Consider the following 24,857-nt stretch of genomic DNA (forward strand, 5'->3'; position numbering starts at 1 on the left):
GCTGATCAAGCCTTCTTGGCGCCGAGATTTGGAAAGAACTGCATGATGCCGCCGATGCAGCCCAGGTAAAGCCCGCTCACGGTGATGCCGATCTTGATGAAGGTGCTGACCTGCTCGCCCAGCACACCGATCTGATCATAGAAGGCGGCTAGAGCCGCCTGCGCAAGCGCAAGCGCGCCGAAGGCGCACCACAACAGGGTCATTGTGAGATTGATGCGGCGCAGCCGCACCACCCGCACCGGATGAATGAAATTGATCGGGACGAAGGTCAAGATGCCGGCGACCACCACCACAGCGAACGACACCCATTGTCCCGGCTCGATGACGAACAGTGTGAACACCACCATGTTCCAGACCACAGGGAATCCCTTGAAGAAATTCTCCTTCGTCTTCATGCCGGTGTCGGCATAGTAGATCGCGCTGGAGACGACGATGATCGCCGCCGACAGGAACGACAGACCCTCACCCATGAAGCCGCGCTGGTAGAGCGCGAAGGCCGGAATCAGCACGTAGGTCACATAGTCGATGATGTTGTCGAGGAGTTCGCCCGACCAGGTCGGCAGGATTTCCTTGACCTCGAGCTTCCTGGCGATCGGCCCGTCGATGCCGTCGACGAACAAAGCCAGTCCGAGCCACCAGAACATCGCCGTCCATCGTTCCTCGCTCGCCGCCACCAGCGACAGGAAGGCCAGGAACGAGCCTGACGCTGTCAGCAGATGGACGGAGAACGCCCTCGCCTGCGGCCAGGTGACTTTCTTCTTCGGTCGCGGAATCCGGTCCGTGATTTTCTTGGCAGCTTTCCGTGCCGCCAGGTTCCTGGCCGCCATATTCCTCGCCGATGTGTTCTTGCTCACGGGCCCCGCCAATCCAGCTTGCAGATTTCGGCCGAGCGGCCTGCAAAATTCCAGTTGCGGCCAAAGGCGCGCATCTTGCTCTTGTCGGACTTGGCCACGATGATCTCCGGCGCGATCCAGTATTCCGAATTCGTGATCACCGTATCCTTCTCGCGATCCTTGCCCGCAATCGGCGTGACCGCCCCGTCGATGATCTTCGGTATCTGGAAGATACGCGTCTTGTCCCGCGTCTCATAGGTGATCTGCACCTGTTCGACACCCAGGAATTTTCCGACCAGGATCGACAGCAGCGACGTGGTTCCGCCGGCCTTGCCGGTAAAAATCTTCGTCAGTGCCTTGACCGCGTAGACCGAGGCGCGTTTGTCGATGAAGAGGCCCGCCGTCCAGTTGCCGCGGCTCATGTAACCGGGGATTTCCATGATCAGCCCTAGGTTGAGGCCGGAGAGGTCGACCTCGCCGAAATGACCGGCGTCGATGCGGAAACCCGCCCAGGTCTGGCAATAGCCCTCGGTCGGCGGGTGACTGCCGAGCGACAGCACGCAAGGGCAAAAAACCGTGCAATTGCAGGAGAGTACGAGCTCTCCTTTCATTGCCCAGCCCTGATCTTTCATTGAATTTCCCCCACTCACAGCGAGACTACTAGCAGCGCGGCTGCCCAGACAAGCAGTATCGCACCGGCCAGCCGGGTTGGAAGACGGCCGGTCGTTTGTTTTTCAATCAGGGTGAACAGGCCGATCAGCGCCATCCAGAAGATGTTCATCACGCCGACGGCGAACATCACCAGCATCAGCGCCCAGCAGCAGCCGAGGCACCAGATGCCTTGCGCGACGCCGAGCCGGAAGATGCGGATGGCTTTGGCACTCCAGTTCGAAAACAGGATCGAGAACGGGTTGCGGCATTTCTTCAGGCAGGCCTCCTTGAGGCCGCTGAACTGGTAGAGGCCGGCAACCAGCAATGCGAGCGCTCCGGCAATGCCGAGCACCGGGTCGTAGATTTCGCCGGACGCAGAGAATGCGTGCACGGAGAGCGTCAGTGCCGAAAACAGCATCGAGGCGGCGAGCCATACGCAGAGATAGCCGGCAACCAGCACCAGCGGATGGACGACCGGCTCGCCCTTGATCCGGGCTGTATCGGCGATCTCGCAATAGGTGCGGATCATCGGCGCCGCGGATGGCAGCATCGCGGCGATCGCCATCAGGAACCACATCAGGATGAGCGCCAGGGCACGCAGACCGATGTTTGCGTCCAGTGGCGTCGGCGACAGGCAGAGCGCGAAGAATCGCTCCAGGAAATCAGGCAGCGGCAACTGCGGCAGGCCACGCAGCAGCGGGTCACCGGGCGCGCTGCCCCCGACCTCGGCACCGCGAATTGCCATCGCGGCCAGCAGCAGCCAGGCGAGCAGGATGCCGGCGCCGACGACGATGTTGACTGTCAGGCGCGGGTTGCGCGCGATGTCAGCCGCGGCGCGGCCGGCGCGGTCGAGATGGCTGAAGTCGTCCTGATGGCCGGTCATGACACCCGAATGGGCCGAATCGCCGCGTTGATCAAGCCGCATGAACTGCCCTATATGCTGCTCAACTGGCAGGTCTGGTGGGCCCGCCTCGCATCACAAACCGGAAGCCGACCTTGGAGCATCAGGAAACAGCGCCGATACTGATTGCCGGCACCGGGCCGGCAGGGCTGATTGCGGCGCTGGCTTTCGCCGATGCCGGCTTCCCGGTGACGCTGGTCGGGCCTAAGGCGTCGGCCCCCGACGGCCGCACCACGGCGCTGATGAACCCTGCTCTGAAAGTGCTTGAGCGGCTTGGTGTCCTCGAAGACATCAAGCCCAAGGCCGCGCCCTTGAAAGTCATGCGCATCGTCGATGCGACCAGCCGGCTGATCCGCAGTCCTGTCGTCACCTTCCGCGCCAGCGAGATCAACGAGGACCAATTCGGGCTGAACCTGCCCAACGCCGTCTTTGGCCCGGCGCTTGCCGGCAAGGTGGCCGCGCATTCCGGGATCGAATGGCGCAGGTCGATGGTCAAGACCTGGCGCCTCGATGCCGACAAGGCTTATGCCACCCTCACCGACGGCAGCGAGGTTGGCGCATCGCTGGCGGTCGCCGCCGACGGACGCCAGTCGCCTGCGCGCGAGGCGGCTGGCATTTCGACCGGCTCGCGCGCTTATCCGCAGGCCGCGCTCGTGCTCAATTTCGGTCATAGCCGAGAACATGCCTTCACCTCGACCGAGTTCCACACCGAGACCGGTCCGTTCACACAAGTTCCGTTGCCCGGCAATCGCTCGAGCCTTGTCTGGGTGGTGAAGCCCGAGACCGCCAAGGAGCTTGCCGGCCTGGATGACGCAACGCTCTCCCTGCGGGTCGAGCAGCAGATGCAGTCGATGCTGGGACGCGTGACCGTAGAGCCTGGCCGCCAAATCTATCCGCTTTCGACCGTGACGCCCCTGCGTTTCGCGCGAGACAGGGTGGCGCTTGTCGGTGAGGCGGCACATGTGTTCCCGCCGATCGGTGCGCAAGGCCTCAACCTTGGCATCAGGGATATTGACGATCTGGTTGGAATCGCAAGTGAAAATCGTGAGGATCCGGGCGCGGCCAAGGCCCTTGCCGCCTACGATTTCAAGCGGCGCCCCGACATTCTGGCCCGCAGCAGCGCTGTCAATCTGCTCAACATGTCGCTGCTCTCCGATATGCTGCCGGCGCAGATGGCGCGAGGTGCGGGCCTCAGCGTACTCGGCGGCTTTGCGCCGCTCCGCGCCTTCTTCATGCGCGAGGGGCTCCGTCCCGGCAGCGGTTTTTCGGCACTTGTGGGTGGCCTGCGAAAACCGATGCGGCAGCAGTAGCGATCTTGCGGATTTTATCGCGGCATCGCGGCACCAATCAAAAACCTTTGCTCCGCATTTTGCGTAGCTTGAAGGCGTTCAAACGCTTCGGGATTGAATTGACTCGGAGTCTGCGCCAAATAAAGTCAAGGAATTCAGTGGTGAGTACGATGAAAACGGCCAAATTCGCGATCGGACAGGTGGTTCGCCACCGGCTGTTTCCGTTTCGAGGCATCATTTTCGACGTCGATCCGCAATTCGCCAACACCGAAGAATGGTACGAAGCCATCCCCGCCGACGTGCGGCCGCGCAAGGATCAGCCATTCTACCACCTGCTCGCCGAGAATTCGGAAACCGAATACATCGCCTATGTGTCGGAGCAGAATCTGCTTGAGGATCGGTCGGGCGAGCCGGTCCGCCACCCGCAGATCAAGGAGATGTTCGACAAGAAGCCGGACGGGCGCTACGAGCCGAAACGCCAGTCAAGGCACTGAGTTTCCGGCTAGCCGTCAGGAAATCCAGCCATGGAACAAAAAAAGCGGGGCATGACCCCGCTTTTTCTTTGACTGGAGGTGACCCGAGCCCGCGATCAGTTGGCGGTCTTGGCCTTGTCCTGCTCATCCTTGAGCTTCTTGGCGAAGTCCTGGTTGTTCTTGGCGACGAAGTCCTGGAGCTTCTTCTGCCGGTCCTCGATGTCCGACTGCTGCAGCGGCGGGCCGTCATAGGCGCCGCTGAAGCCCTGCAGCGCGATCTTGATCGGGTTGGCCTGGTTCTGGAAATTGATCGAGGTCAGCGTGATCCCCTGACCCTTCTTGAACGCGGCGACGAGCTGGTCGGTCAGCGGCACTTCGGCCACGCAACGATCCGGGAAACAGATGACATAGTCGAGCTTTACGGCCTTGCCGGTATCGATCTGCAGGCCGATGCCGGGAGGCACCAGGCGGCCGGTCGGGACCGTCACCTGAAACACCTTGCGGTTCACCTTGCCCTTGAGTTCGATCAGGCTGACACCGGTGACGAGCTGGCCGTTGCCGGCAGTGACGATGTTCTGGACGTTGCAGATATCGACGTCCTCCTGCTTGGTGCAGGCCTTGAACCAGCCCTGTGGGATCTGTTGCTGCTGCTGTGCGGAAGCAGAGGGAAGTCCCGCGCCCAGAAAGCCGACCACGCCCGCGGCCATAACCGAAAGGCGGTATGCGTTGCTGTTCAGGCTCGTCATGTCGTGCACTTCCTCTCAAATGATCCCGGAACCGGCTTCTCTGCGCCGTGTGGTCCAGCTACCTGTTGCCGAAATGAGGCAACAGAATGACTTCGGACGGCGTGTTACACTGCAAGCGGTGCCGAATCCAGCCCGCTCACTTGTAATTCTTGATGACACCATTGGCCGGCACGCAGCCGCCTCATGCTAGGGTGCGCACCGAATCATCAAGCCGACCTGTTAAGGAGACGGTCATGGGCCGCGTTCTTGTTTGGCTGATCACCGCGATATCGCTTTTCACCCTGTCGCCGCCGGCGCTGTCGGAGCCAAAATACGCGATCGCCATGCAGGGCGAACCCGCTTTGCCGCCGGACTACGCGCATTTCAGCTACGTCAATCCAGACGCGCCCAAGGGCGGCAGCATCACCTATTGCGTCGTCGGCAGCTTCGACAACCTCAACCCTTTCATTCTGAAAAGCCTGCGCACGACGGCGCGTGGCATGATGGACACGATCTTCGGCAATCTGGTCTTCGAGCCGCTGATGCAGCGCAGCGCGGATGAGGCTTTTACCCTCTACGGGCTGCTTGCCGACACAGCCGACATGGACCCAGAGCGCAAGAGCATCGAATTCCATCTCAACCCGAACGCCAAATGGTCTGACGGACAGCCGGTGACTCCGGAGGACGTGCTGTTCACCTATGATGCCTACACGCAAAAGGGCCGCCCGCCCTACAGCGACCGCATGGCCAGGATCGCCAAGCTCGAAAAGACCGGCGACCACAGCGTGCGCTTCACCTTCAACGACAAAGCCGATCGCGAGTTTCCCCTGATCATCGCCCTGACGCCGATCATCCCCAGGCACGCCTTCGACATGGAGACTTTCGACAAGACGACGCTGAAGCCGCTGATCGGCAGCGGTCCCTACACGATCGCACAGGTGACGCCCGGCCAGCGCATCGTCTTCAAACGCAATCCGGACTACTGGGGCAAGGACGTTCCAGCCAAGCGCGGCTTCGACAATTACGACCAGATCACCATCGAATATTTCCTCAACGCCAACGCCAAGCTCGAAGCGTTCAAGAAGGGTCTTTGCGCCATCGACGATGACGGCGATCCGGTGAAGCGCGAGCGTGATCTCGACTTCCCGGCCTTCCACAGGGGCGAGGTCGTCGCCGAAACCTTCGACACCGGCATTCCGCCCGTCGTGACCGGTTTCCTGTTCAACACCAGGCTGCCGAAATTCTCCAATCCGGTGGTTCGACGCGCGCTCGGCATGCTTTACGATTTCGAATGGGCCAACAAGAACCTGTTCGGCGGCAAGTACACGCGCACGATGAGCTATTGGCAGGGCTCCGAACTGTCGGCGCTTGGTCATCCGGCCGACGACAGGGAAAAGGCTTTGCTGGCGCCCTACCCCGGCCGCGTGCCGCCTGATGTCATGGACGGCACCTGGAAACCGCCGGTGACCGATGGTTCGGGCCAGGACCGCAAGGTGTTGAAGACCGCTTTCGATCTCCTGAAAAGCATCGGTTACCACGTGCAGGACGGCACGATGCTCGATCCCGACGGCAAACCTTTCGGATTCGAGATCCTGACCGCTTCGCAGGACGAGGAGCGCCTGGCCGGCATCTACCAGCGCACACTGGAGAAGATCGGCATCAACGTCAGCATCCGGAGCCTCGACGGCGACCAGATCCAGTCGCGCAAGCAGCGTTTCGATTTCGAGGCCCTGATCGGCTCTAGCGGCTTCAACAATTCGCTGTCCCCAGGCATCGAGCAGATCGGGCGTTGGTCGTCCGCCGCGGCCAAGACCGAAGGATCTTTCAATCTCGCCGGCGTTGCCGACCCGGCGATCGATGCCGCGATCGACGCGATGCTGCGCGCCCGCTCGAAGGAAGACTATGTCGCCGCCGTTCGCGTCCTCGACCGGCTGCTGATCTCGGGCAACTATATGGTGCCGATGCAGTACAACACGCAGCAGTGGCTTGCGTACTGGAATTATCTGGAACATCCGCAGAAGACGCCCATATTCGGTTATCAGCTGCCAAGCTGGTGGCGCAAACCGAACTGACAATCCGGAGATCGAGATGAGCGAAGCGAACGCCATTACCGTCGATGTGGTGTCGGACGTCGTCTGTCCGTGGTGCTTCATTGGCCAGAAGCGGCTGGACAAGGCGGTTGCCGCGGCCGGCGATGTCGATGTGCACATACGCTGGCGGCCGTTCCAGCTCGATCCGACCATTCCGCCGCAAGGCAAAGACCGCCGGGAGTATATGCTGGCCAAGTTCGGCAGCGACGAGCGCATTCGCGAGATCCATGCCCGCATCGAACCGCTTGGCGAGGCGGAGGGCATTTCGTTTGCCTTCGACGCCATCAGGGTGGCGCCGAACACGCTGGATGCGCACCGCCTGATCCGCTGGGCGGGTGCTGCTGGCGAAGCCGTGCAGAACAGGTTGGTGCGCCGCCTGTTCCAGCTGAATTTCGAGGAGGGCGCCAACATCGGCGACCATGCCGTGTTGGTCGAAGCCGCCCGTGAGGCCGGAATGGACGCGTCCGTGGTCGCCACACTCTTGCCGACCGACGCCGATGTCGAAGCGGTGCGCACCGAAATCGCCACCGCTTCGCGCATGGGCATATCGGGCGTGCCGTGTTTTCTGCTTGAAGGCAAATATGCCGTGATGGGTGCTCAGGACGCCGACACGCTGGCTGATGCTATCCGCCAGGTGGCGGCGGCCAAGGCACGGGGCGAACTGGACAAGGTCGGCTGAGGCAGGTTCCTACAAGGCAGGCGTTACTTCACCGTCGCCTTCGCTTTGCTGATAAAAAATCCGTGGCCATTCATGGCGGTGCAGGTCAGTCCCTTGGTCGATGACTGGCAGAAGAAGGGCCCAGCGCTCCAGCTGTTGCCATAGGCGAGCCTTGTGACATCGCTGCAGCAAGGCTGTTCGCCGGGGTTCTTGATCAGCGTCGCCGGCCCGTTGGGGCCGAGGATGATGGTGATGTAGCTCGGCTCGACGCGCGAGCAGCTCAGTTCCGGGCCGCCATCCTGTGGCTCATAGGTGCTGGTGCCGCCTTTCGGCGTATAGATGCAGCCAATGTTGTCGGATGGTGTGTTGAACTCGATCTGGCCCTCGGCGCTGGCCGGGATGCTCTGTTCGGCTGCGTGCGCCAAAGGGAGGGTAGCCAGGCGAAGAGGACGAAAGCTGCGGTTGCGCGCGTGAGCATGAGAAAGCTTCCCTGTTGGACAACCCTGGGTGTCGACAACGCCCCGGAAGGTTCAATCCCGAACGCGGGAATTGTCAAAGCAGACATCAAGGACGGCACGTTTTCGGGAATTTTGGTTAGCCCGCAATGAAAATCCCGGCCGGCTCGACCAACTAAAACGAGTCACAAAATCGTGTGCACACCTTCCCTTAGGGAAGCTGTAGGCGCCCTGCCAGCGATTTGGTAACTGTCTGACATCGTTGCGTTAAATCGCCGTTTCGCCAACTTCCGCGCGACGCTTGGAAAGCCTGTTCTGTTGCCTTGCCGACACGGCCGGAACTTCAATCTCGCTGACCCCCTACAAAAATTAATGGAAAATGATCAATTGGTGTTACCATCCGTAACAAAACAAAAAAGGTTTGGGCGGGATCGTGATTCGGATCGGCAGACGATCGCAGGAGTCAGTACCGGATAAACTACACGGCGGCGCCGCAGGGCCGTCGCATTTGACGCCGGTATCCTCGATGCGCAGTTTCTGGGGCCTTATGCGGGCCTACTGGTTCTCCAACCGTTGGAAGGAGGCCTGGACGCTGACCATCGTCATCGCCCTGCTGACGGCGCTTTCCAGCAAGGCCGGCGTCTGGTTTGCCTTGGCATTGGGCGAGTTGGGCAATTCGATCGCCTTCTTCCACGATGCCGCCAACACCAGCCCGCTGCGGGCAATTCTGACCAATGCCGGCATATTGGTGGTGCTGGTCGTGCTCAAGGATGCCGGCTTCACCGGCGTGCGCGGTCTTGTCTCCGCAACCTTGCACCGTAAATGGCGTGGCTGGCTGAACAGCCAGTTCAACCAGGCTCTGCTCGACGGCAATCATACCCATTTCCATGCCCAGCATGGTTCGGCGGCCGGCGGTATCGTGGCTCCCGACAACATCGACCAACGCATCCAGGAATCGATCAAGGACATGACCGGTGGGGCGATCGGTCTCGCCATGGGCGTTCTGGGTGTTGCGACCTCGCTCTATTTTATCGGCGAAAATCTGATCGGATCCTCGGTCGAGGTTAAGGGGCTGGAGTTCCTCGGCAGTTATGGCAGCGCGGTGCTGGCTTTCCTCGCCGTCGCCATTTACGTGCCGCTGAACACCTGGATCGCGGTCAAGCTTGGGCGCCTGCTCGAGCGGCTCAATATCCGCATGCAGCAGGCCGAGGGCAGCTACCGCAGTGAACTGACGACATTCCTGCGCCGCAGCTTCCACGTCGCCGCCTCGCATGGCGAGGACGTGCAAAAGTCGATGCACGACAGGCTCTACGTCGATATCGACAAAACCTGGGGCCGGCTCAATGTCGTCAACAACAGCTACACGTCGTTCGAGCTGATCTACAATTTCATCGGCGCCCGGATCGTCGCCTATGGTCCCGGTCTCGTGTCGTTCATCCACAATCGCCTGGACTACAAAGGCTACATAACCGGCTCTGAAATGGTCGCCCAGCTGATCAGCCAGTGCTCGTGGTTCATCCATGTGATGCCGGCCATTGCGACGCTGCGTGCCAACAGCCAGCGTGTCACCGAGCTGGCGAATGCGATCGAGAATGTTCAGCACCCGCAAGCGTTCTACAGCCAGACCGGCCGTTCCGACTTCCACTATGCCAGCCAGAATCCGGTTTTCGGCCTGACCATCCAGAAGCTCGAACTGGCGCATCAGGGCGAGGACGCAACACCGTTCCTCAGCGCCGCCAATTTGCGCTTCCGGCGCGGCGAATGGACCTTCCTGAAGGGCGAATCCGGGTGCGGCAAGACTTCGCTGATCAAGGCGATCAACGGCCTCTGGCCCTACGGCCACGGCACCATCGTCTTCCCTGACGGGGTGAAGAGTTTTTATGCTGCCCAGGACGTCAAGCTCCCGCAGGTGTCGCTGAAACAGTTGGTCTGCCTGCCGGGCTCCGAACATGACCATGGCGACGCCCAGGTCGCGTCCGCGCTGCACAAGGCTGGGCTCGGCGACTTCATCGAACAAATGGCCAATGAGAGCCGCGAGGGCAAAAGCTGGGATCAGGTTTTGTCGGGCGGCCAGAAGCAGAAGCTGGTGGTGGCCCGCATCATCCTGCAGCAGCCGGGACTGCTGTTCCTCGACGAGGCGACCGGCGCCCTCGACCCGGAGGGCAAGATTGCCTTCCACCAGGCGATCAAGGACAACTGCCCCGATGTCACGGTGATCAGCGTCATGCACGAAGCGGTGGCGCCGAGATCGGCTGCCGGCACCGAGTTCTACCACTCGATCGTCCTGATCGCCGACGGCGTCGCCACCAAGAAACCGCTGACTCCGACCCTGCCCGTCGAGCTCACCACGATCCTGGCGCAGCCACGGCCAGTAGAGGACAAATGGCTGCGTTTCTCGCGTCGGCTGAAGCAGAAATAACCGTGATTTCACCGCGACTTGCCGCATCTGGCGGCAGTCGGCGATCACAGTATCGCGATCGGAGCCGTCAGGCGCCGTTTTCCTCACTCACCACGATTGACTCGGCAAGACGCACTCCTATGTTGCGCCGGCTTGCTGATAGTCAAACGCGAACCCGCAAGCGGAAAGGTCACCGCGCCATGCCTGGCGACAGTATTAGTCGAACGCAACCGCCGTCCGCCTAGACGTGACCTGAATGGTTCATGTCCTGCCGGACGGCAAGGAGTGAGCCATGAACGATTTTTCTCCCGTAGCGGACGACGAGGCCGTCGCCATCGCCCGCATCCTTGCAAACGACCATGTCGCCGACGTGGTCGAGGCGCTCAACCGTGAACCGCGCGAAACCGCGACAGATCTGCTTTGCGCCGTGCCTTTCGAGCGGCTGGTCGAGATTTTCGATCAGCCTGAACTCGAAGGCGCGCCGGAACTCGCCGAGGCCCTGCCCCGCCCCAAGGCAAGCAAGCTGCTCACCGCCATGTCGGTCGACCGTGCGGCCGACATCCTGCGCGAGCTCGACGAGCCGGCACGCTCCGAACTGCTCGGGGCGCTGGCGCCGCCACTGCGCGCGACCCTGCTGTCGATCCTGGGCTATCCCGAAGGCAGCGCCGCATCGATCATGACGACGGAGTTCGTCAGCGTTCCCTCGGACTGGACCATCGGGCGCACGCTCGATTACATCCGCAAGGTCGAGCGGACGCGCGAAACCGTCTACGCGATCTATATTGTCGATCCGCAAACGCACCTGCTGGTGCGCTCTACCGGCCTGCGCCGGCTCATCACCGGTGAGCCGGACGACCCGATCCTGTCGGTAGCGCCGGACCGCACCCCGGTCACGGTCACCCCGCTGACCGATCGTGAAACCTTGGCGCAGACGATCTCCAAATACGATCTGCTCGCTGTCCCGGTCGTCGACCACGGCAAGATCCTCGGCATCGTCACCATCGACGACATCATCGATACGATGATCGAGGAGACGACGGAGGACGTGCACCGCTTCGGCGGCATGGAGGCGCTCGACGAGCCCTATATGAAGATGAGCTTCCTCTCCATGATCAAGAAACGCGGCGGCTGGCTGTGCGCGCTGTTCATCAGCGAAATGCTGACCGCCAACGCCATGCAGAGCTACGAGGGTGAGCTGGAGAAGGCGATCGTGCTCACGCTGTTCATCCCGTTGATCATGAGTTCCGGCGGCAATTCCGGCTCGCAGGCGACCTCGCTGGTCATCCGGGCGCTGGCGCTGCGCGAGATAGGTCTTCGTGACTGGTGGCGGGTGGCGTTGCGCGAACTGCCCACCGGTCTCGTGCTGGGCGCCATGCTTGGCGTGGTCGGCATCTGCCGTATCGCGCTCTGGCAATATATGGGCTTCTACGACTATGGGCCGCATTGGCCGCTGATCGCCACGACGGTCGGTGCCGCACTGGTCGGCATCGTCACTTTTGGTTCCCTGTCGGGATCGATGCTGCCCTTTGCTCTGAAACGGATCGGCTTCGACCCTGCCAGTGCATCGGCGCCGTTCGTCGCCACGCTGGTCGATGTCACCGGGCTGGTGATCTACTTCTCGGTGGCGCTGGTCATCCTGCGCGGCACGCTGTTGTAGCGCATCACTGTCTCCGCCGCTGGCCATGGCCGGCGGCGGGGTTCCGTCCTTCGTGGAATTGCCTAGGCCTGCCTGCCATAGATGGCATCGCGCAGTGCATCGGGAAACGTGCCCGTCATGCCGGCGATTGCCGTGTTGGTCAGCGCCACCACCGTCAGGTCCAACGCCGGATCCACGAACCAGGAATGACCGTAGACGCCGCCCCAGCGCCAGGTGCCGACGGTCTGCGGCGTCGATGCGGCGAGCGGGTCGCGCAGGACGCTGAAGCCGAGACCCCAGCCCCAGCCGGGCATGGTGGTTTCGAGGCCCGGTATCGCATCCCTGGTCATCACCGCTGCCGTTTCGGTGCGGATGACTGGCCCGCCGCCCGAACGCAGTGCCTCGAGCAGCTTGAGGACATCGCCGGCGGTGCCGTTCATGCCGGTACCGCCCGAGGCGAAGGAAGCGGGATCGAAGACACGGCCGGGCGAGTATGAGATGAAACCGTCGCCGAAGGGCACGCGGTGATGTTCTCCCATCACGATGGCCTTGCCGGGCCCATCGGCGTATGGCGTTACCAGCCGGGATCGATCGCGCACGGCAAAGGCCGCATCATGCATGCCGAGCGGCTGTACGACCAGGCGATCGACCAATTCCGGCAAGGAGGCGCCCGTGGCTCTCGCCATCGCCTCGCCCAGCACATCCATCGCCACCGAATAGCCCCAGCCCGTTCCCGGCACACAGGACAGCGGCACTGAGGCGATGCGGCGGGAGATTCTCGGCCATGGAGAGGCCGGGCTGGTCAAGGCCGTCGGAGACATCGGCGCGATGATAGGGCCCGTCCGCCGCCTGACGAAAACCGTAGTCCAGCCCAGCGGTGTGCGTCAGCAACTGTCGGATGGTGATGACCGGCTCGCTGCCATCGCTGAGCTTCGGCCGGAATTCCGGGATGAATGTTACCAAGGGATCATCGAGGCCGATATCGCCTGCTTCGACAAGGGCAAGTGCTGCAGTCGCGACGACGGGTTTGGTCACCGACGCAAGCCGGAAGATCGCGTCCGGCGTCATCGGTTTCTTCGCTTCGCGGTCGGCCAGGCCGGCGGCGCGGCTGTAGAGGATTTCCCCGCGCCGGGCGACAAGGATCACGGCGCCGACGATGCGCCCCTCTTCGACGGCCCTGTCGATGACCTGATCGACACGTCCGCCGAAGGCGTGATCAAGCGGTGTGGAACTGGCTGTCACGGACATTGATTGCCCCCTGGCAGCAAGCGCTGGCGGCTTGCAAAAGAGTCAGACGCGCTGGCCGTCCTTCACGCGGTAGGTCGGCTTGTACATGGTGACGAGTTCTTCCGCCGCGGTCGGGTGCACGGCCATTGTGCGGTCGAAATCATCCTTGGTCAGGCCGGCCTTCAGCGGAATGCCCAGCAGCTGCGCCATCTCGCCGGCATCCGGCCCCAATATGTGGGCGCCGAGCACTTTACGGGAAGCGCCATCGACCACCAGCTTGATCAGCATTTTCTCGTCGCGGCCCGACAGCGTATGCCGCATCGGCCGGAAGCTGGCGCGGTAGATCTCGATATCGGCGAAACGCTTCACGGCGTCATCTTCCGACAGGCCAACCGTGCCGATTTCCGGTTGTGAGAAGACCGCGGTCGCGATCGTCTCGTGATCGGGCGCGGTCGGGTTGCCCTTGAATGCCGTCTCGACGAAGCACATCGCTTCGTGGATCGCCACCGGCGTCAGCTGCACGCGGTTGGTGACGTCGCCGATCGCCCAGATGTTGTCGATGTTGGTGCGGGAATAGTCGTCGACCTTGACCGCGCCGGCCTGAGTCATCTCGATGCCGATGCCTTCCAGGCCCATATTCTCGGTGTTGGGAATACGCCCGATGGCCAGCATGACCTGGTCAACCGTCAGCGTTTGGCCGCTGGTGAGAACGGCGTCGAGCCGGCCGTCCGGCCGCTTGCGCACCTCTTCGCTCACCGCATGGCAGAGTATCTTGATCCCCTTCTTTTCCATGGTCTCGTGCAGCGTGCGGCGCAGATCCATGTCGAAACGGCTGAGGATCTCCTTGCCGCGATAGACCAGCGTGGTGTCGACGCCGAGACCGTGGAAGATGTTGGCGAACTCGACCGCGATATAGCCGCCGCCCTCGATCATGATCGCCTTGGGCAGCTCCTTGAGGTCGAACGCCTCGTTGGAGAAGATGCAGTGTTCGTGGCCGGGCAGTGCCGGATGCGCCGCCGGACGGCCGCCGGTGGCGATCAGGATCTGGTCGGCGGTGACGGTGCGGTCTTCGCCCAGAAGATGGATCACATGCGGGTCGACGATCAGCGCCCGGGTGTGGAAGGTCTCGCCGCCGGCACCCTCGACATTCTTCTTGTAGATCGCCTCCAGCCGGCTGATCTCGCGATCCTTGTTGGCGACCAGCGTGCGCCAGTCGAAACTGGCTTCCGGCACCGTCCAGCCATAGCCCGCCGCGTCGGCAAAATGCTCCGGGAATTGCGAGGCGTAGACATAGAGCTTCTTCGGCACGCAGCCGCGGATGACGCAGGTGCCGCCAAAACGGTATTCCTCGGCGATGCCGACACGCTTGCCGAGTGCCGCGGCGACGCGCGCCGCCCTCACCCCGCCCGAGCCGCCGCCGATGACGAAGAGATCGTAGTCGTAAGCGGTCATGAGGGGACTCCTGCGGAGGGAAAGTTCAAGCCAGAGGTAGGATGCGAAGCGCCAAAGAAAAGCCCGGACAAAGCCGGGCTTTCTGGTCCAGAGGCAGCTACGCCGCCTCGAAAAATGAAATCAGTTCTGCGTGCCGTCGGCAGGCGCCGAACCGTCGGCAGGCGCGGCGCCATCCGCCGGAGCCGCATTGTCGGCCGGAGCGGCACCATCAGCGGGCGCTGGCGCGGGCGCAGCCGGTGCCGCGGCCTTGGCAGCCGCTGCCAGCGTTTCGCCGACCTGCTGGGCGAGATCGCGGGCGACGCCGTTCTGCCAGATGTCGGCTGCCTTGACCAAATCACGTGTCACGGTCGGCCCGCTGTCGAGCAGCTTCTTGCCGGCGTCGGAGCTGTAGAAGGCCGCGATGTCGTTGAGGTCCTTTTCGGAAAACACCTTCGCATAGGCAAGAGCCGCTTCCTTCTCGAGATCGGCGCGGCGCGCGGCCAATGCCATCGCCTTCTCGCTGATCGTCTTGCCGATCAGTTCCTGCATGTCCGGGTTCTTCTGGATCAGCTGTGATTCGAGCGCTGCGGCCGCCTGCGGCAGGATGTTGTCGAACGGGTCGGTCGCATGGATCGCCGCGACCGCCGCCCGGGCGGCCTTTAAGTGCGATTCGGTGACGTCCTGCGAAAACGCAGGCGACGACAAGGCGAAAACGGCCGAAGCCGCCAGAACGACGCAAAGGCCGCGAACCCGGTTATGCAACATCATGATCGGTAGAACTCCCTGGTTTTCGGGCGGCATGGACGGTTTGGATACCGTCGCCGCCGGCGATGATGGCCGCTGACGCCAGCCCGATGAAAAGACCATGCTCGACCACGCCCGGAATGGCGTGGAGAGCATTCGAAAGCGCTCTTGTATCCGGAATGCGGCCAAAAGATGCATCGAGGATAAAATGGCCGCCGTCTGTAACAAAAGCCTGGCCTCCCGTCATCCTCAATGTAATCGGACCGGAAAGGCCGAGATTTGCGGCCGCCGCGCCACCGCGATCTCGGTGGCGCGCAGGCCGAACTGGTTGACTTCGATCGGCAGCGGAAATCGGCCAAGCGTCTCGACCATCTTCGACCGGTCGGCGATGACGATCATGCGCTGCGAGGCCGCGGCCACGATCTTCTCGCGCAGCAGCGCGCCGCCGCCGCCCTTGATCAGGGTCAGTTCCGGGTCGACCTCATCGGCGCCGTCGACTGTAAGATCGAGCTCGGGCGTTTCCTCCAATGTCGACAGCGGCACGCCAAGCTCACGGCAAAGTGCCGCGGTGCGCTCCGACGTCGGCACACCGATGACGGTCATGCCGGTGGCGACCTTTTCGGCAAGCAGCCGCACGAATTCTTCCGCCGTGGTGCCGGTGCCGATGCCGAGCCGCATGCCATCGGTGACATGGGCAAGGGCGGCCCGCGCGGCCTCGACCTTCAACTGTCTTGCGTCCATGCCGCTTGCTGCCCCGGGAACCTTATGCATGTCGCCCAAAAGTGACCTCGGTGTTGGGGAAACGACATGCATGAAACTGAGTGTTTCGGGCTCCTAGCATTTTTGCCGGTCGGGTCAAAGCCTTTGACCGTGGTCAAAGCCCTTGGGCGCCTGTCCACCGCTCTGCTTGCCTTGACGCGCCGCAGCCGCTATCGCCTGCCGATGCATAAATCTGCGCAGGATGGATCATGAGTCGCCCGATCATCGTGTTCGACCTCGACGGAACGCTGGTTGATACCGCGCCGGACCTGCTCGACAGCCTCAACCACAGCCTGGCCGCCAGCGAACTCACGGCTGTCGACGAGGCGGGCTTCAGGCGCTTCGTCGGCCATGGCGGGCGCGTGATGATAGAGCGGGCGCACGCCGCCCAGCAGCGCTCGCTCGATGTCGCCGAGCACGACCGGCTGCTCAAACTGTTCCTGGATCATTACACCGACAACATCCCCGGCAAATCCCGCCCCTACCCCGGTGTCATCGAAGCGATCGCACGCTTCGAGAAGGCGGGCTATCTCCTGGCAATCTGCACCAACAAATACGAGGCCAACTCGCTGGCCCTGATCGAGGCGCTCGGCCTGACCAGGCATTTCGCGGCGATCGCCGGCCAGGACACGTTCGCCTTCCGCAAGCCCGACCCGCGTCACCTGACCGAGACCATCAAGCTGGCCGGCGGCGATCCGCACCGCGCTCTGATGGTCGGCGATTCGCAAACCGACATCGACACCGCCAAGGCCGCCGGCATTCCGGTGGTGGCCGTCGATTTCGGCTACACCGACCGGCACGTGCGCGAGTTCGAGCCCTCGGCGGTGATCTCGCATTTCGACGCGCTGACCGTGGATCTGGCGGAGCGCCTGATCAGCGCCGCAGGGCACTAAACGGAAAGCGACGAGAAATTCCGTCGGGACGGCCCCGAAATGGCGCAGAATCCGATCTCTACAAGAACGCCAGACAGCGCCTTGACTTAACCGGCCGGCCTCCCTTATATCGCGGCTCGCTTGGCCTTCGGGCAACGAGCGGGCGATTAGCTCAGCGGGAGAGCACACCCTTCACACGGGTGGGGTCGCAGGTTCAATCCCTGCATCGCCCACCATCTTTTCAAGCACTTAGCCATGTCGCATATCCTCCGCGTACAGAAACCGTACAGAAACAAAGCGTTTCAAACCTCTGCCGCCCGCTTCTGAAAGTCAGGGTGGTGATGTCCGTAAGTGTCCTCCAGGATCTTCACGGACATGCCGAGCGCGCCGGCGGCCTCCCAAAGATCCACGCCCTGCTGCATCATCCAGGTCGCGCGAGTGTGGCGAAGGATATGCGGTGTGATCGAGCGCTTGAGCGCAGCGAATTCACGGGCAGCATACCAAGGCTTACGCAGCTTCTGGATCGGCCGACCCTCGTAGGCGACCACATTGATGAACGGTGCCGGCGGCAGGTAATCGCGTTTTTCGAGATCGCGACGATTGTAGATCTCCGCCGCCTCAACGCGCGCGGCATCATCGAGAAGCTTCCAGCGGCGCAGGTGGGCAAGGATGCGTCGGCCAAGCCTGACAGGTGGCTGCCGCTTGGACGTCTCACCGACGCCCTCCCCTCGCCTGTGCATGACACCGCGATCGAGATCAATCCAGCCACCATCGATGCTGGGTAGCCACCTGACGCCGAGGACGGCTGCATGGCGGGTTCCGGTGTAGAGCCCAACGAGGATAAAGCGGGCCGCATGACGGCAGATGGCCTGTCGATCACGGCGCCATGCCGATTGCACCTTGCGGGTGGTGACGTCCGACCACTGGCAGCGATAGAAGCCAAGCGCGCCGGCGAGCAGCTGGGCGGATGCCTGCCGATCGAGCCAGTCGGCTTTCGGAGCGGGTTTGTCAGGCATGGTCACGGCCGGGATCGACGACAACGGCCCGTGTTCGCGGTGCCAATGGCGGATTGCCGCTGAAAGCGTGGTCAGTTCACGGCGGATCGTGGCGTCTTTTGCTCCTGGGAACAGACGCTCGCCCTTCATCACCGGCTTTCGGCGAAACTTCGCGTATTCGCGGCACGTGGTTGCACGAAGGTTGGAAAGCACCGTCCAACCCGGCCACGACACCAAAGAGGCGATATTATAGCCCGCATTCGCCGGGCTGGTGCCCCGCGTGTTCGGTGCGTGTTCCCTGCCATAGGCGGTCAGCACTTCGGCGACCGGGATGCGAGAGAGATCACTTTCGCGGACGGCTGGCCTGAATTTTTCGGTGATGTACGCCCCGAGCTTCTTTTCAGCTCCTGGGCGATCGCCTTTGCCGCAGCCTGTGCGTCCAAAGTGCGTGCCGTCTCGGATGAAGTAGACTTGCTCGGCGGGGGAGAACCAGAGCCTGGGGCCTTTGGCGGGTCTTGGCACAATAGTAGCTCCCTCATAGCAGTGGGAGACACCCAATCAGCCCTCCCGACCCTCACTATGTTTAACTTGCCACGCCGCTTCTCCGCCCGCAACGAGTCGGGCGTGATACGGCCGCCGAAGAAGGTGTCGCACGCTTCTTGGAGGGTCATCATCGGCTCAACGGGCAGTGCATTCATGGTTCTCGCCCTGGAAAGTGCTTATCGAGGATCTGCTGGACGGCGCGGCGGTACTTCGCCTCGCACCGTCCACGGTCGATCAGGTGCCATCGCTGGCGCCGCTCCCGGTAGGCGTCGTCGTGGCACAGGCACGGCCCTGCAGCCATGCATGCGGCCAGCGCCAGCGCCTCCGGGTGCGGATGGGCCATCTTCATTTCGGGCCGGCGTAGTTTTCGGTGCGGAGCTCGGCCGGGAGCCAGCCGGTACCGGGCACGTTCGCGACACAGAACGCGACGAGATCGCCCTTCTTCATGCTCTCGGCCTTCTTCGCCTGGTCCTTGTTCACGGCCGACTTGATGGCGGCGATTGCGAAGGGCTTCGACACGCTCTTGAAATAATCCACCGCATCGAAGCTGGCCCGCAGGTGCTCTGCCATCCGATCGGGATTGATCGCCGCGGCTAAGGCGCTGGTGGCTTTCGAGAACGCCTGCGTGTCGGCGGTCTGTACTTGCAGGTCGAGCGCTTGGGCGGCGATCATCGCCCCGACACGGAACAGGTCCGCGTCATCCATGGCAGTGAGCCGAGCGAGAGCGTCGGGAAAGCTTTCGGTGCCGCTGGCGCCTTGCTGGCCCATGCCAGATGCCTGGACGCGCACAGGGCACACCTGTCCGCTATCGTAGGCATAGCGCTTGGTCAGGAAGCTCGCGAGCAGCGTCACCAGGCCGAGGCGCGGCTCCTCCAGCAGCGCGGCGCGCGTGGCAATCGTCGCGGTGATGGACAGCCGTGCGGCGATGGCGTTGGAAATCACGGCCGCCTTCTTCTCGGCCGGCTTGCCGACCGCAGTCTTGGTTGGCTTAGCCGAGGCCGGGCGGAGAACCCCATAGGTGGTGGAAAGCTGTCCGTCACGGTCGACAGATATGACGGCGCCGGCGCTGGCCATCTGATCGGCTGTCCAGCCTCGTGCCGTCGCCGCTTGCTCGATCCGCTCGATCTCCTCCGAGGCTTCCTGCTCGGCCTCATAGGTGCCGCCGGGCTTGTCGACGATCGCCTGCAGCTGCTTGATCCGCTTCGCCTCTGTCTTGTCGGGCTTGCCGCTGGGAGTGAGCTTGCTCCAGTTGTAGCTCCAATTACCGGGTAGGGAATCGGCGAACTCAGCCCAACTCCAGCCGACCTTGAGCAGCAGCTGAAGCTCCTCCGCCAGATATTCGTTGGCCAGCTGTTCGGCGAGAGCATGGTCGGCAATGATGTGCGCTCCGCCGAACAGATCCTTCAGCACGGCGCCGCCGGCGGCCTCATACCGGGCAAGCCCAGCCATCTTGACCCATTTGGCAGCCGTCCTGTTCGCCTCGCTCGCGCCAAAGGCCTGCCTGATCTGGTGCGCGTAGAGATTGCCATGCTCGTGAAGCATGTGAAAGACGCGCTCTTGCTCCGCGATCGACGGCGCCAGAGTGAAGGCTTTCATGGAGCCGAACGCATCATCCCTGAAAACCCCGGGTGTGCGCCACGCGTCCAGAAGAACCGGCGACAGATCACCGAGGGCGAGGAACTTTTCGACTTCACCGAACGGCATATTGAAGCGCTGGGCGATATCGTTCGTCGTGGATCCACGCGCATGTAGATTGTGGAACACCTCAAACTTGTCGGCAGGGTGCAGATCCGCGCGGATGACGTTCGCCACCATCGAGCGCTCCTCGCTGTCCTGCCCAGCTGGCGTCGGGTCGCATTTGACCAGATCGTCGGGGCGCATCTGATTGCGCTCGACCAGCAAGCCCATAGCCGCGAGACGCTTGTTGCCGTCCTCGACAAACCAGGTTGTGTCCTGCTGCTTTACATTCAGGGCCTGGATCAGACCATGCGCGAGGATCGACGCGGCGTAGTCCTCGATGTCATCGAGCCGGCCAGTTTTGCGGGCGTTGATGGGCGGATCGGCCTCATGTCCAAACCGGAGCTCGTTGTACGGGATCATCAATTGCGTCATGAGGCTTCGCCTTTCCTGTTGTGAAGTGGCCGCCGGCGGGGAACGAGCCTTGGCCCGTCGGTGTGTTGAATGTGGAAGCGGTACCAGGCCGCGTTGTCGTAGCCGCCGGAATGCTTGGAATTGGCGATCCACTTGAGCCGGCCGACCGAAACGACGTGCGAGCAGTGCACGAGGAATGGCGTGGCCTGGACGTTGTGCTGCCAGTCAGCGTCGAATAGCAGCCACGTAGGCGCTATGCGTTGGAAATGCCGGATCAGCGGGTAGAGCAGTGCCCGCGTCCAAGGTGGATTGGTGATGATGACGTCGGGGTGGCCCATGCTCGCGGCCGTCTGGTCGAGAGCGTCCCTGCCCTGCTGGATATCGCCGTCATAGGTGCAGTGAAGGTCGAACAGCCGCAGATGGCGCAGCAGTAGGCCGGGGCCGGCGCAAGGCTCGGCGAAGGTCCGAACCCCCGACAGCATCGGAATGAGCGGCAAGACGCCCTTGTAAGGCGTCTCGTACTCATCGTTCGGCCGGCGGGGGAAATCGGAACGCTTGCCCATGCTTAGAGGCTGTCCTGCATCATGTCGAAGTGCACCTGTTGCCGCGCGACCAGCAGCTGCTTGAGCTTCGCGACGTTGGTTTCGAGGGTCTTCTCGAACGCACGGTGGGCGGCGATGATCTCCTCGTAGCGCTTCAGCTGCCCGCGCTTCCGCTCAAGCATGTCCTTGTTCCGGTTGAATTCGGCGTAGAGGCGCTGAATGTCGTCATTGATGTAGTTTTGCTCGGCCTGAACGATCGCATCGATCGACGGGATTTCTTCCACCTGGGCCGGCCGTGGCCCAGGCTGCGCTGCTGCTGCCGGCTGTACGCTCATATCAGCGAGCCGCGCCGACGGTCTTGCGGCCGAGGCCGTGCGTCTTGGCAAGCTCGGAGCGCCTCGCCGAGTAGGCCGGCGCCACCATGGGATAGTCGGCACCGAGCGACCATCTCGCACGGTATTCGTCAGGCGTCAGCTTGAACGTCGTGCGCAGGTGCCGCTTGAGCGACTTGAACTTCAAGCCGTCCTCCAGGCAGATGATGAAGTCATCATGCACGGATTTCTTTGGGTGAACGGCTGGGACCAGTGCCGCTGCCGGCGCGGCCATCTGCGGCTCCGAAGTGACATTCGACAGAGCGTCGAACACCTCCTTGATGAATGGCGCGATGCTATCGCGCTGTATGAGGCTGCGCTCGATGGCAGCGACGACGATGCTTGTCGTGCGGGAGATCAGATCGACTTGTTCAGGCGTCATGGGCAGTTTCCTCTCGGTTGTGAAAATGGACCGGCGGAGCGTGGGGCCTGGGGGAAGCGGACGCTCCGCCGGCATGTAGCCGGCGATGGGGGGATCGCCGACTATTCGTTCTGGAAGGCTTGAGCGCGTTCCAGCTTGGCGATTGCCGCGTCGGCTTGCGCCAAGGCGGCGTCAAACTCACCGCGATCGGTGTCTTCGTCCCACACCGCGACACGGCGAAGGGATTTCAGGGCGGTGACCAGTTCCGACAACAAATCGGCGCCCATGTTTCAGAGCTCCCCTGTTGTCAGGTGATGTTGGAAGATGTCGCGGCCCCACGACAGGAGCACCGCGCGACGGAGATCTACAGGCTTCTCAGGCGAAGCACAGTCGCTGTTCGACCACAACTCAGCATCGATCCAATGCAACCTAGCATCGTTTCCAACCAAAGAATGCAGAAGCCGGAAATCGTCGGCCAACTGCTGGTCTGTAACTATATCGCCAGTTGGTCCAGTCGGCGGCACTTGAATTAACCATGTCGGGAACAGTGACAGAGCCGCGATCACGGAAATGTGTTCACTAGTCGTGGAACCTCTACAAAAGTCTTTGTGATGAGGCTGCGCCATGCTTTGTATCCCACCGAGGCTGTGCCCGACGGTACGCAAGAACCAATCCGCCGGCCCTTTCGAAATATCAATGGAATGTTTAAAAAGCAACAACGTTTTAAACAATTCATTGATACAAGGGGAACAGTGATGCAAACAGAGCATGGACGACAAAGCGTTCGGCGATAGGGATTCGGCATGACCAAGGAAGAGACTAGGCGGGCGCACGGCGCATCACTTCGCAGGCAGGCGATGCAGATCGCCTCCATGCTGCCGCCGGACATCGACGACGCGAGGGTAGTCCTCAAGTTGATGGGGGTCTTCCTTGAGGAGTTTCTCGTAGAGCCTCTCGCAGAGCCAGAGGCTATCCAGTCGGCCAGCCGCAAGCTCAAGGTGGTCTAGGCAGCACCAAACCCATCAACGCAGCGTGGCCGCACAGGGGGGCGGCCACGGTGTTCTCGAAAAAGCGAAGAAGCTCTACGCCCGCTTAGCGCGAGCCTTGGCGCCGGCAAGGGCCGGCCGCAAAAGCGCGGCAAGGTCGGCCGGCAGCGCGTCTGTCCGTCCAAACAGAACGAAATCCGACGTCACGCCGGTCAGCTGCCAGAGGCGCGCGAGCACTTCTGGCGGAACCATCGTATTTCCCTGCTCATAGTTGTGCCAGCGCTGGGGAGACAGCTGCAACGCCGTTGCCATGCCGCCGGCGGTCCAGCCGCGCGCAACACGGACCGCGACCAATCGCGCCGCGATCGCTGTCTTGCTGGTGTCTGGTTCCAGGTCCCATGTCATTTAAACAATATGTTACACATTGGGGTTGAAAGCCATAAACAATTCGTGTCCATTGATTTTAAATGATTCGTTGATTAACGTGCCGCTCATTCTGTTTGCGGCACCCCCGTGCCCGACAACCTGAAGGCCAAACACCTTGCAGCCAATCGAAGTCACAACCGCCAAAGAGGTCATCGTCCTCCTGGGCGGCACCGGCAAGGTGCGAGAGATCACCGGCGTTCGCACGCTGCAGGCCGTCCACAACTGGAAAGCCCGCGGTTCCTTTCCTTCGCGTCTGCACGTCGTGATGTCGGATGCGCTCCGTCAGGTTCACTGCGTTGCCCCCCCGCCCGCGCTGTGGGGCATGCAGCCAAAGTCATAGACGCTGAATCGGGGGATACACCATGGCTGGGGAAGGCAATGTTGACGGGATCGGGACCGGCCCGGCCCACGACGCCGACCTTCACCATGTCAGCTACCACGCGGTCACTCGATACGTGCAGCGCATCCTTGGCGTCGAGGTTACACTCGACCCTACCCGCACGCCTCCAGGCAGCAAGTGGGAAAGCGTCCGCACCGCCATCGCCCATTGCGAAGCGGCGGGCACCAACTTGAACGCGGTGAGGCGACAGATCCTCACGCCGGCCGTGCTCACAGCCATCGCTTTCAAGGCGCGGTCATTCAGCGTGGGCTGCATCACCGTCCAGATGGCCAACGGCGTGATCGTCACCATCAGCCCGCGCTCCAGGCGCTCCACTCTCGGAATGAAGATCATGACGAGGAAGGAAGAACGCCGCGAGAACGCGAGAATTCATCGACGCATGGTCCGAGGCTTCAAAGAATGACCATCGTAACCCGCAAGCGTGCCGACAAGTTCGCCATCATCCCCAATGCAGTTGCCGAAGACTATCGCCTGTCTTTCGAGGCGCGCGGATTGCTGTGCTACTTGCTGGCCAAGCCGAACGATTGGCGCGTAGAGGTTAGCGACATCATGCAATCTGGCGGGATTGGCCGCGACAAGGCTTACAGGCTGCTCAAGGAGTTGCGCGAGACCGGCTACATCGAGTTGGTGCAAAAGCGCAATGCGTTCAATCACATCACCGAGCACCAGTATGTCGTCTACGATCGCGCGGTGCCCTCCGAATTCCTACTTCCTGAAAAGCCGGAAGTGGATAACCCACTTACTGAAAACACGGAAGTAGGAAAGCCACTTCCTGAAAACCCGGATGCTGGGAAGCCGGATGCTGGAAAGCCGGATGGAGTACTAAGAACTAAAAGAAACCAAATACCCAAAACCTCCCCCTACCCCCAGCAGGGGGAACGGAAGGATCTCGATTTGGTGAATTGAAAGCGCTCTGGCCGCCGGCGCACCTACCAAACAACGTCGAGTACGCCGCCAGGCTGTTCGACAAGCTGTCCCCCCGCCGACCAGCAACTCGCCA

Annotated in this window: 25 protein-coding genes, 1 tRNA gene and 2 pseudogenes; 12 read left to right on the forward strand and 16 right to left on the reverse strand. The window is 62.1% G+C overall.

Going from position 1 to position 24,857, the window contains the following annotated elements; genetic code table 11:
- Window positions 1-5 precede the first annotated feature (5 nt).
- Genes pcsA through HB778_RS30135 form a run of 3 tightly spaced genes read right to left on the reverse strand, consistent with a single transcriptional unit; the run spans window position 6 to window position 2,409 of the window.
- Entirely contained in the window at window positions 6-827 is an 822-nt protein-coding gene (gene pcsA, locus HB778_RS30125) for a phosphatidylcholine synthase (RefSeq protein WP_183465268.1), read from the reverse strand.
- A 23-nt stretch (window positions 828-850) separates the two neighbouring features.
- Window positions 851-1,465, reverse strand: coding sequence for a DUF1326 domain-containing protein (locus HB778_RS30130; protein ID WP_183459180.1), 615 nt, complete (start codon window positions 1,463-1,465; stop codon window positions 851-853).
- Window positions 1,466-1,479: 14 nt separating this feature from the next.
- Window positions 1,480-2,409, reverse strand: a complete 930-nt coding sequence (locus tag HB778_RS30135) for a DUF2182 domain-containing protein (RefSeq protein WP_183459182.1) — start codon at window positions 2,407-2,409, stop codon at window positions 1,480-1,482.
- Window positions 2,410-2,480: 71 nt separating this feature from the next.
- On the opposite strand from HB778_RS30135, the gene HB778_RS30140 reads away from it, so the two are divergent.
- Complete coding sequence (locus HB778_RS30140; RefSeq protein WP_183459184.1) at window positions 2,481-3,695, forward strand: UbiH/UbiF family hydroxylase; 1,215 nt, start codon at window positions 2,481-2,483, stop codon at window positions 3,693-3,695.
- 149 nt (window positions 3,696-3,844) lie between these two features.
- Window positions 3,845-4,168, forward strand: coding sequence for a heat shock protein HspQ (gene hspQ, locus HB778_RS30145; protein WP_183459186.1), 324 nt, complete (start codon window positions 3,845-3,847; stop codon window positions 4,166-4,168).
- Between the two features lie 95 nt (window positions 4,169-4,263).
- On the opposite strand, the gene HB778_RS30150 is transcribed toward hspQ, so the two are convergent.
- The gene (locus HB778_RS30150; RefSeq protein ID WP_096445948.1) at window positions 4,264-4,893 is read right to left on the reverse strand and encodes an invasion associated locus B family protein; all 630 of its coding nucleotides are present in this window, start codon (window positions 4,891-4,893) and stop codon (window positions 4,264-4,266) included.
- A 233-nt stretch (window positions 4,894-5,126) separates the two neighbouring features.
- On the opposite strand from HB778_RS30150, the gene HB778_RS30155 reads away from it, so the two are divergent.
- Both HB778_RS30155 and HB778_RS30160 read left to right on the forward strand, forming a co-directional pair.
- Window positions 5,127-6,944: an extracellular solute-binding protein gene (locus HB778_RS30155; protein WP_183459188.1), complete on the forward strand. Its 1,818-nt coding sequence runs from the start codon at window positions 5,127-5,129 to the stop codon at window positions 6,942-6,944.
- A gap of 16 nt (window positions 6,945-6,960) precedes the next feature.
- The gene (locus HB778_RS30160) at window positions 6,961-7,641 is read left to right on the forward strand and encodes a DsbA family oxidoreductase (protein WP_183459190.1); all 681 of its coding nucleotides are present in this window, start codon (window positions 6,961-6,963) and stop codon (window positions 7,639-7,641) included.
- A 23-nt stretch (window positions 7,642-7,664) separates the two neighbouring features.
- Here HB778_RS30160 and HB778_RS30165 read toward each other — a convergent pair whose 3' ends face one another.
- On the reverse strand, window positions 7,665-8,045 hold the full coding sequence (locus tag HB778_RS30165) for a hypothetical protein (protein ID WP_244661669.1): 381 nt from the start codon (window positions 8,043-8,045) through the stop codon (window positions 7,665-7,667).
- A 556-nt stretch (window positions 8,046-8,601) separates the two neighbouring features.
- Between HB778_RS30165 and HB778_RS30170 the strand changes: the two genes are divergently transcribed.
- Both HB778_RS30170 and mgtE read left to right on the forward strand, forming a co-directional pair.
- Complete coding sequence (locus HB778_RS30170; RefSeq protein WP_183459192.1) at window positions 8,602-10,494, forward strand: ABC transporter ATP-binding protein/permease; 1,893 nt, start codon at window positions 8,602-8,604, stop codon at window positions 10,492-10,494.
- Between the two features lie 271 nt (window positions 10,495-10,765).
- Window positions 10,766-12,130, forward strand: a complete 1,365-nt coding sequence (gene mgtE, locus HB778_RS30175; protein ID WP_183459194.1) for a magnesium transporter — start codon at window positions 10,766-10,768, stop codon at window positions 12,128-12,130.
- 62 nt (window positions 12,131-12,192) lie between these two features.
- On the opposite strand, the pseudogene HB778_RS43505 reads toward mgtE, so the two are convergent.
- The 4 genes and pseudogenes from HB778_RS43505 to rpiA form a co-directional block, all read right to left on the reverse strand.
- Window positions 12,193-13,357: pseudogene (locus tag HB778_RS43505) on the reverse strand (serine hydrolase domain-containing protein).
- 42 nt (window positions 13,358-13,399) lie between these two features.
- Entirely contained in the window at window positions 13,400-14,788 is a 1,389-nt protein-coding gene (gene gor, locus HB778_RS30185; protein ID WP_183459196.1) for a glutathione-disulfide reductase, read from the reverse strand.
- Between the two features lie 120 nt (window positions 14,789-14,908).
- Complete coding sequence (locus tag HB778_RS30190) at window positions 14,909-15,535, reverse strand: DUF2059 domain-containing protein (protein WP_183459197.1); 627 nt, start codon at window positions 15,533-15,535, stop codon at window positions 14,909-14,911.
- A pseudogene (gene rpiA / locus HB778_RS30195) lies at window positions 15,522-16,252 on the reverse strand (ribose-5-phosphate isomerase RpiA). Before rpiA ends, HB778_RS30190 begins: the two are co-directional and overlap by 14 nt.
- A gap of 227 nt (window positions 16,253-16,479) precedes the next feature.
- Between rpiA and HB778_RS30200 the strand changes: the two are divergent.
- Window positions 16,480-17,163, forward strand: coding sequence for a phosphoglycolate phosphatase (locus tag HB778_RS30200; protein WP_183459199.1), 684 nt, complete (start codon window positions 16,480-16,482; stop codon window positions 17,161-17,163).
- Window positions 17,164-17,303: 140 nt separating this feature from the next.
- A tRNA-Val gene (locus HB778_RS30205) sits at window positions 17,304-17,378 on the forward strand.
- A 66-nt stretch (window positions 17,379-17,444) separates the two neighbouring features.
- Here the strand turns inward: HB778_RS30205 and HB778_RS30210 are convergent.
- From HB778_RS30210 to HB778_RS30235, 6 genes are all read right to left on the reverse strand, one after another.
- The gene (locus HB778_RS30210; RefSeq protein WP_183459201.1) at window positions 17,445-18,659 is read right to left on the reverse strand and encodes a tyrosine-type recombinase/integrase; all 1,215 of its coding nucleotides are present in this window, start codon (window positions 18,657-18,659) and stop codon (window positions 17,445-17,447) included.
- Between the two features lie 366 nt (window positions 18,660-19,025).
- Window positions 19,026-20,792, reverse strand: a complete 1,767-nt coding sequence (locus HB778_RS30215; protein ID WP_183459203.1) for a ParB/RepB/Spo0J family partition protein — start codon at window positions 20,790-20,792, stop codon at window positions 19,026-19,028.
- Entirely contained in the window at window positions 20,789-21,334 is a 546-nt protein-coding gene (locus HB778_RS30220) for a hypothetical protein (RefSeq protein WP_183459205.1), read from the reverse strand. The genes HB778_RS30215 and HB778_RS30220 overlap by 4 nt, the downstream gene beginning before the upstream one ends.
- A gap of 2 nt (window positions 21,335-21,336) precedes the next feature.
- Complete coding sequence (locus tag HB778_RS30225; RefSeq protein ID WP_183459207.1) at window positions 21,337-21,648, reverse strand: hypothetical protein; 312 nt, start codon at window positions 21,646-21,648, stop codon at window positions 21,337-21,339.
- 1 nt (window position 21,649) lies between these two features.
- Window positions 21,650-22,066, reverse strand: coding sequence for a MucR family transcriptional regulator (locus HB778_RS30230; protein ID WP_183459209.1), 417 nt, complete (start codon window positions 22,064-22,066; stop codon window positions 21,650-21,652).
- A 101-nt stretch (window positions 22,067-22,167) separates the two neighbouring features.
- Complete coding sequence (locus HB778_RS30235; RefSeq protein ID WP_183459211.1) at window positions 22,168-22,332, reverse strand: hypothetical protein; 165 nt, start codon at window positions 22,330-22,332, stop codon at window positions 22,168-22,170.
- A gap of 516 nt (window positions 22,333-22,848) precedes the next feature.
- Between HB778_RS30235 and HB778_RS30240 the strand changes: the two genes are divergently transcribed.
- The gene (locus tag HB778_RS30240) at window positions 22,849-23,052 is read left to right on the forward strand and encodes a hypothetical protein (RefSeq protein ID WP_183459213.1); all 204 of its coding nucleotides are present in this window, start codon (window positions 22,849-22,851) and stop codon (window positions 23,050-23,052) included.
- A 75-nt stretch (window positions 23,053-23,127) separates the two neighbouring features.
- On the opposite strand, the gene HB778_RS30245 is transcribed toward HB778_RS30240, so the two are convergent.
- Window positions 23,128-23,436, reverse strand: a complete 309-nt coding sequence (locus HB778_RS30245; RefSeq protein ID WP_183459215.1) for a helix-turn-helix domain-containing protein — start codon at window positions 23,434-23,436, stop codon at window positions 23,128-23,130.
- A gap of 136 nt (window positions 23,437-23,572) precedes the next feature.
- On the opposite strand from HB778_RS30245, the gene HB778_RS30250 reads away from it, so the two are divergent.
- The 3 genes from HB778_RS30250 to HB778_RS30260 are packed head-to-tail and all read left to right on the forward strand — an operon-like array spanning window position 23,573 to window position 24,763.
- Complete coding sequence (locus tag HB778_RS30250) at window positions 23,573-23,797, forward strand: hypothetical protein (protein ID WP_183459217.1); 225 nt, start codon at window positions 23,573-23,575, stop codon at window positions 23,795-23,797.
- Window positions 23,798-23,819: 22 nt separating this feature from the next.
- Complete coding sequence (locus HB778_RS30255; RefSeq protein ID WP_183459219.1) at window positions 23,820-24,260, forward strand: hypothetical protein; 441 nt, start codon at window positions 23,820-23,822, stop codon at window positions 24,258-24,260.
- On the forward strand, window positions 24,257-24,763 hold the full coding sequence (locus HB778_RS30260) for a helix-turn-helix domain-containing protein (RefSeq protein WP_183459221.1): 507 nt from the start codon (window positions 24,257-24,259) through the stop codon (window positions 24,761-24,763). The genes HB778_RS30255 and HB778_RS30260 overlap by 4 nt, the downstream gene beginning before the upstream one ends.
- The last annotated feature ends 94 nt before the right edge of the window (window positions 24,764-24,857 follow it).

Source organism: Mesorhizobium huakuii (genome assembly GCF_014189455.1).
Classification (GTDB): Bacteria; Pseudomonadota; Alphaproteobacteria; order Rhizobiales; family Rhizobiaceae; genus Mesorhizobium; species Mesorhizobium huakuii_A.

Bases quoted from the DNA above. Each gene is read 5' to 3' on its own strand.
- pcsA (WP_183465268.1), bottom strand. From the start codon at position 827: ATGGCGGCCAGGAACCTGGCGGCACGGAAAGCTGCCAAGAAAATCACG.
- HB778_RS30130 (WP_183459180.1), bottom strand. From the start codon at position 1,465: ATGAAAGATCAGGGCTGGGCAATGAAAGGAGAGCTCGTACTCTCCTGC.
- HB778_RS30135 (WP_183459182.1), bottom strand. From the start codon at position 2,409: ATGCGGCTTGATCAACGCGGCGATTCGGCCCATTCGGGTGTCATGACC.
- hspQ (WP_183459186.1), top strand. From the start codon at position 3,845: ATGAAAACGGCCAAATTCGCGATCGGACAGGTGGTTCGCCACCGGCTG.
- HB778_RS30150 (WP_096445948.1), bottom strand. From the start codon at position 4,893: ATGACGAGCCTGAACAGCAACGCATACCGCCTTTCGGTTATGGCCGCG.
- HB778_RS30155 (WP_183459188.1), top strand. From the start codon at position 5,127: ATGGGCCGCGTTCTTGTTTGGCTGATCACCGCGATATCGCTTTTCACC.
- HB778_RS30160 (WP_183459190.1), top strand. From the start codon at position 6,961: ATGAGCGAAGCGAACGCCATTACCGTCGATGTGGTGTCGGACGTCGTC.
- HB778_RS30170 (WP_183459192.1), top strand. From the start codon at position 8,602: ATGCGCAGTTTCTGGGGCCTTATGCGGGCCTACTGGTTCTCCAACCGT.
- mgtE (WP_183459194.1), top strand. From the start codon at position 10,766: ATGAACGATTTTTCTCCCGTAGCGGACGACGAGGCCGTCGCCATCGCC.
- gor (WP_183459196.1), bottom strand. From the start codon at position 14,788: ATGACCGCTTACGACTACGATCTCTTCGTCATCGGCGGCGGCTCGGGC.
- HB778_RS30190 (WP_183459197.1), bottom strand. From the start codon at position 15,535: ATGATGTTGCATAACCGGGTTCGCGGCCTTTGCGTCGTTCTGGCGGCT.
- HB778_RS30200 (WP_183459199.1), top strand. From the start codon at position 16,480: ATGAGTCGCCCGATCATCGTGTTCGACCTCGACGGAACGCTGGTTGAT.
- HB778_RS30215 (WP_183459203.1), bottom strand. From the start codon at position 20,792: ATGACGCAATTGATGATCCCGTACAACGAGCTCCGGTTTGGACATGAG.
- HB778_RS30220 (WP_183459205.1), bottom strand. From the start codon at position 21,334: ATGGGCAAGCGTTCCGATTTCCCCCGCCGGCCGAACGATGAGTACGAG.
- HB778_RS30225 (WP_183459207.1), bottom strand. From the start codon at position 21,648: ATGAGCGTACAGCCGGCAGCAGCAGCGCAGCCTGGGCCACGGCCGGCC.
- HB778_RS30230 (WP_183459209.1), bottom strand. From the start codon at position 22,066: ATGACGCCTGAACAAGTCGATCTGATCTCCCGCACGACAAGCATCGTC.
- HB778_RS30235 (WP_183459211.1), bottom strand. From the start codon at position 22,332: ATGGGCGCCGATTTGTTGTCGGAACTGGTCACCGCCCTGAAATCCCTT.
- HB778_RS30240 (WP_183459213.1), top strand. From the start codon at position 22,849: ATGACCAAGGAAGAGACTAGGCGGGCGCACGGCGCATCACTTCGCAGG.
- HB778_RS30245 (WP_183459215.1), bottom strand. From the start codon at position 23,436: ATGACATGGGACCTGGAACCAGACACCAGCAAGACAGCGATCGCGGCG.
- HB778_RS30255 (WP_183459219.1), top strand. From the start codon at position 23,820: ATGGCTGGGGAAGGCAATGTTGACGGGATCGGGACCGGCCCGGCCCAC.
- HB778_RS30260 (WP_183459221.1), top strand. From the start codon at position 24,257: ATGACCATCGTAACCCGCAAGCGTGCCGACAAGTTCGCCATCATCCCC.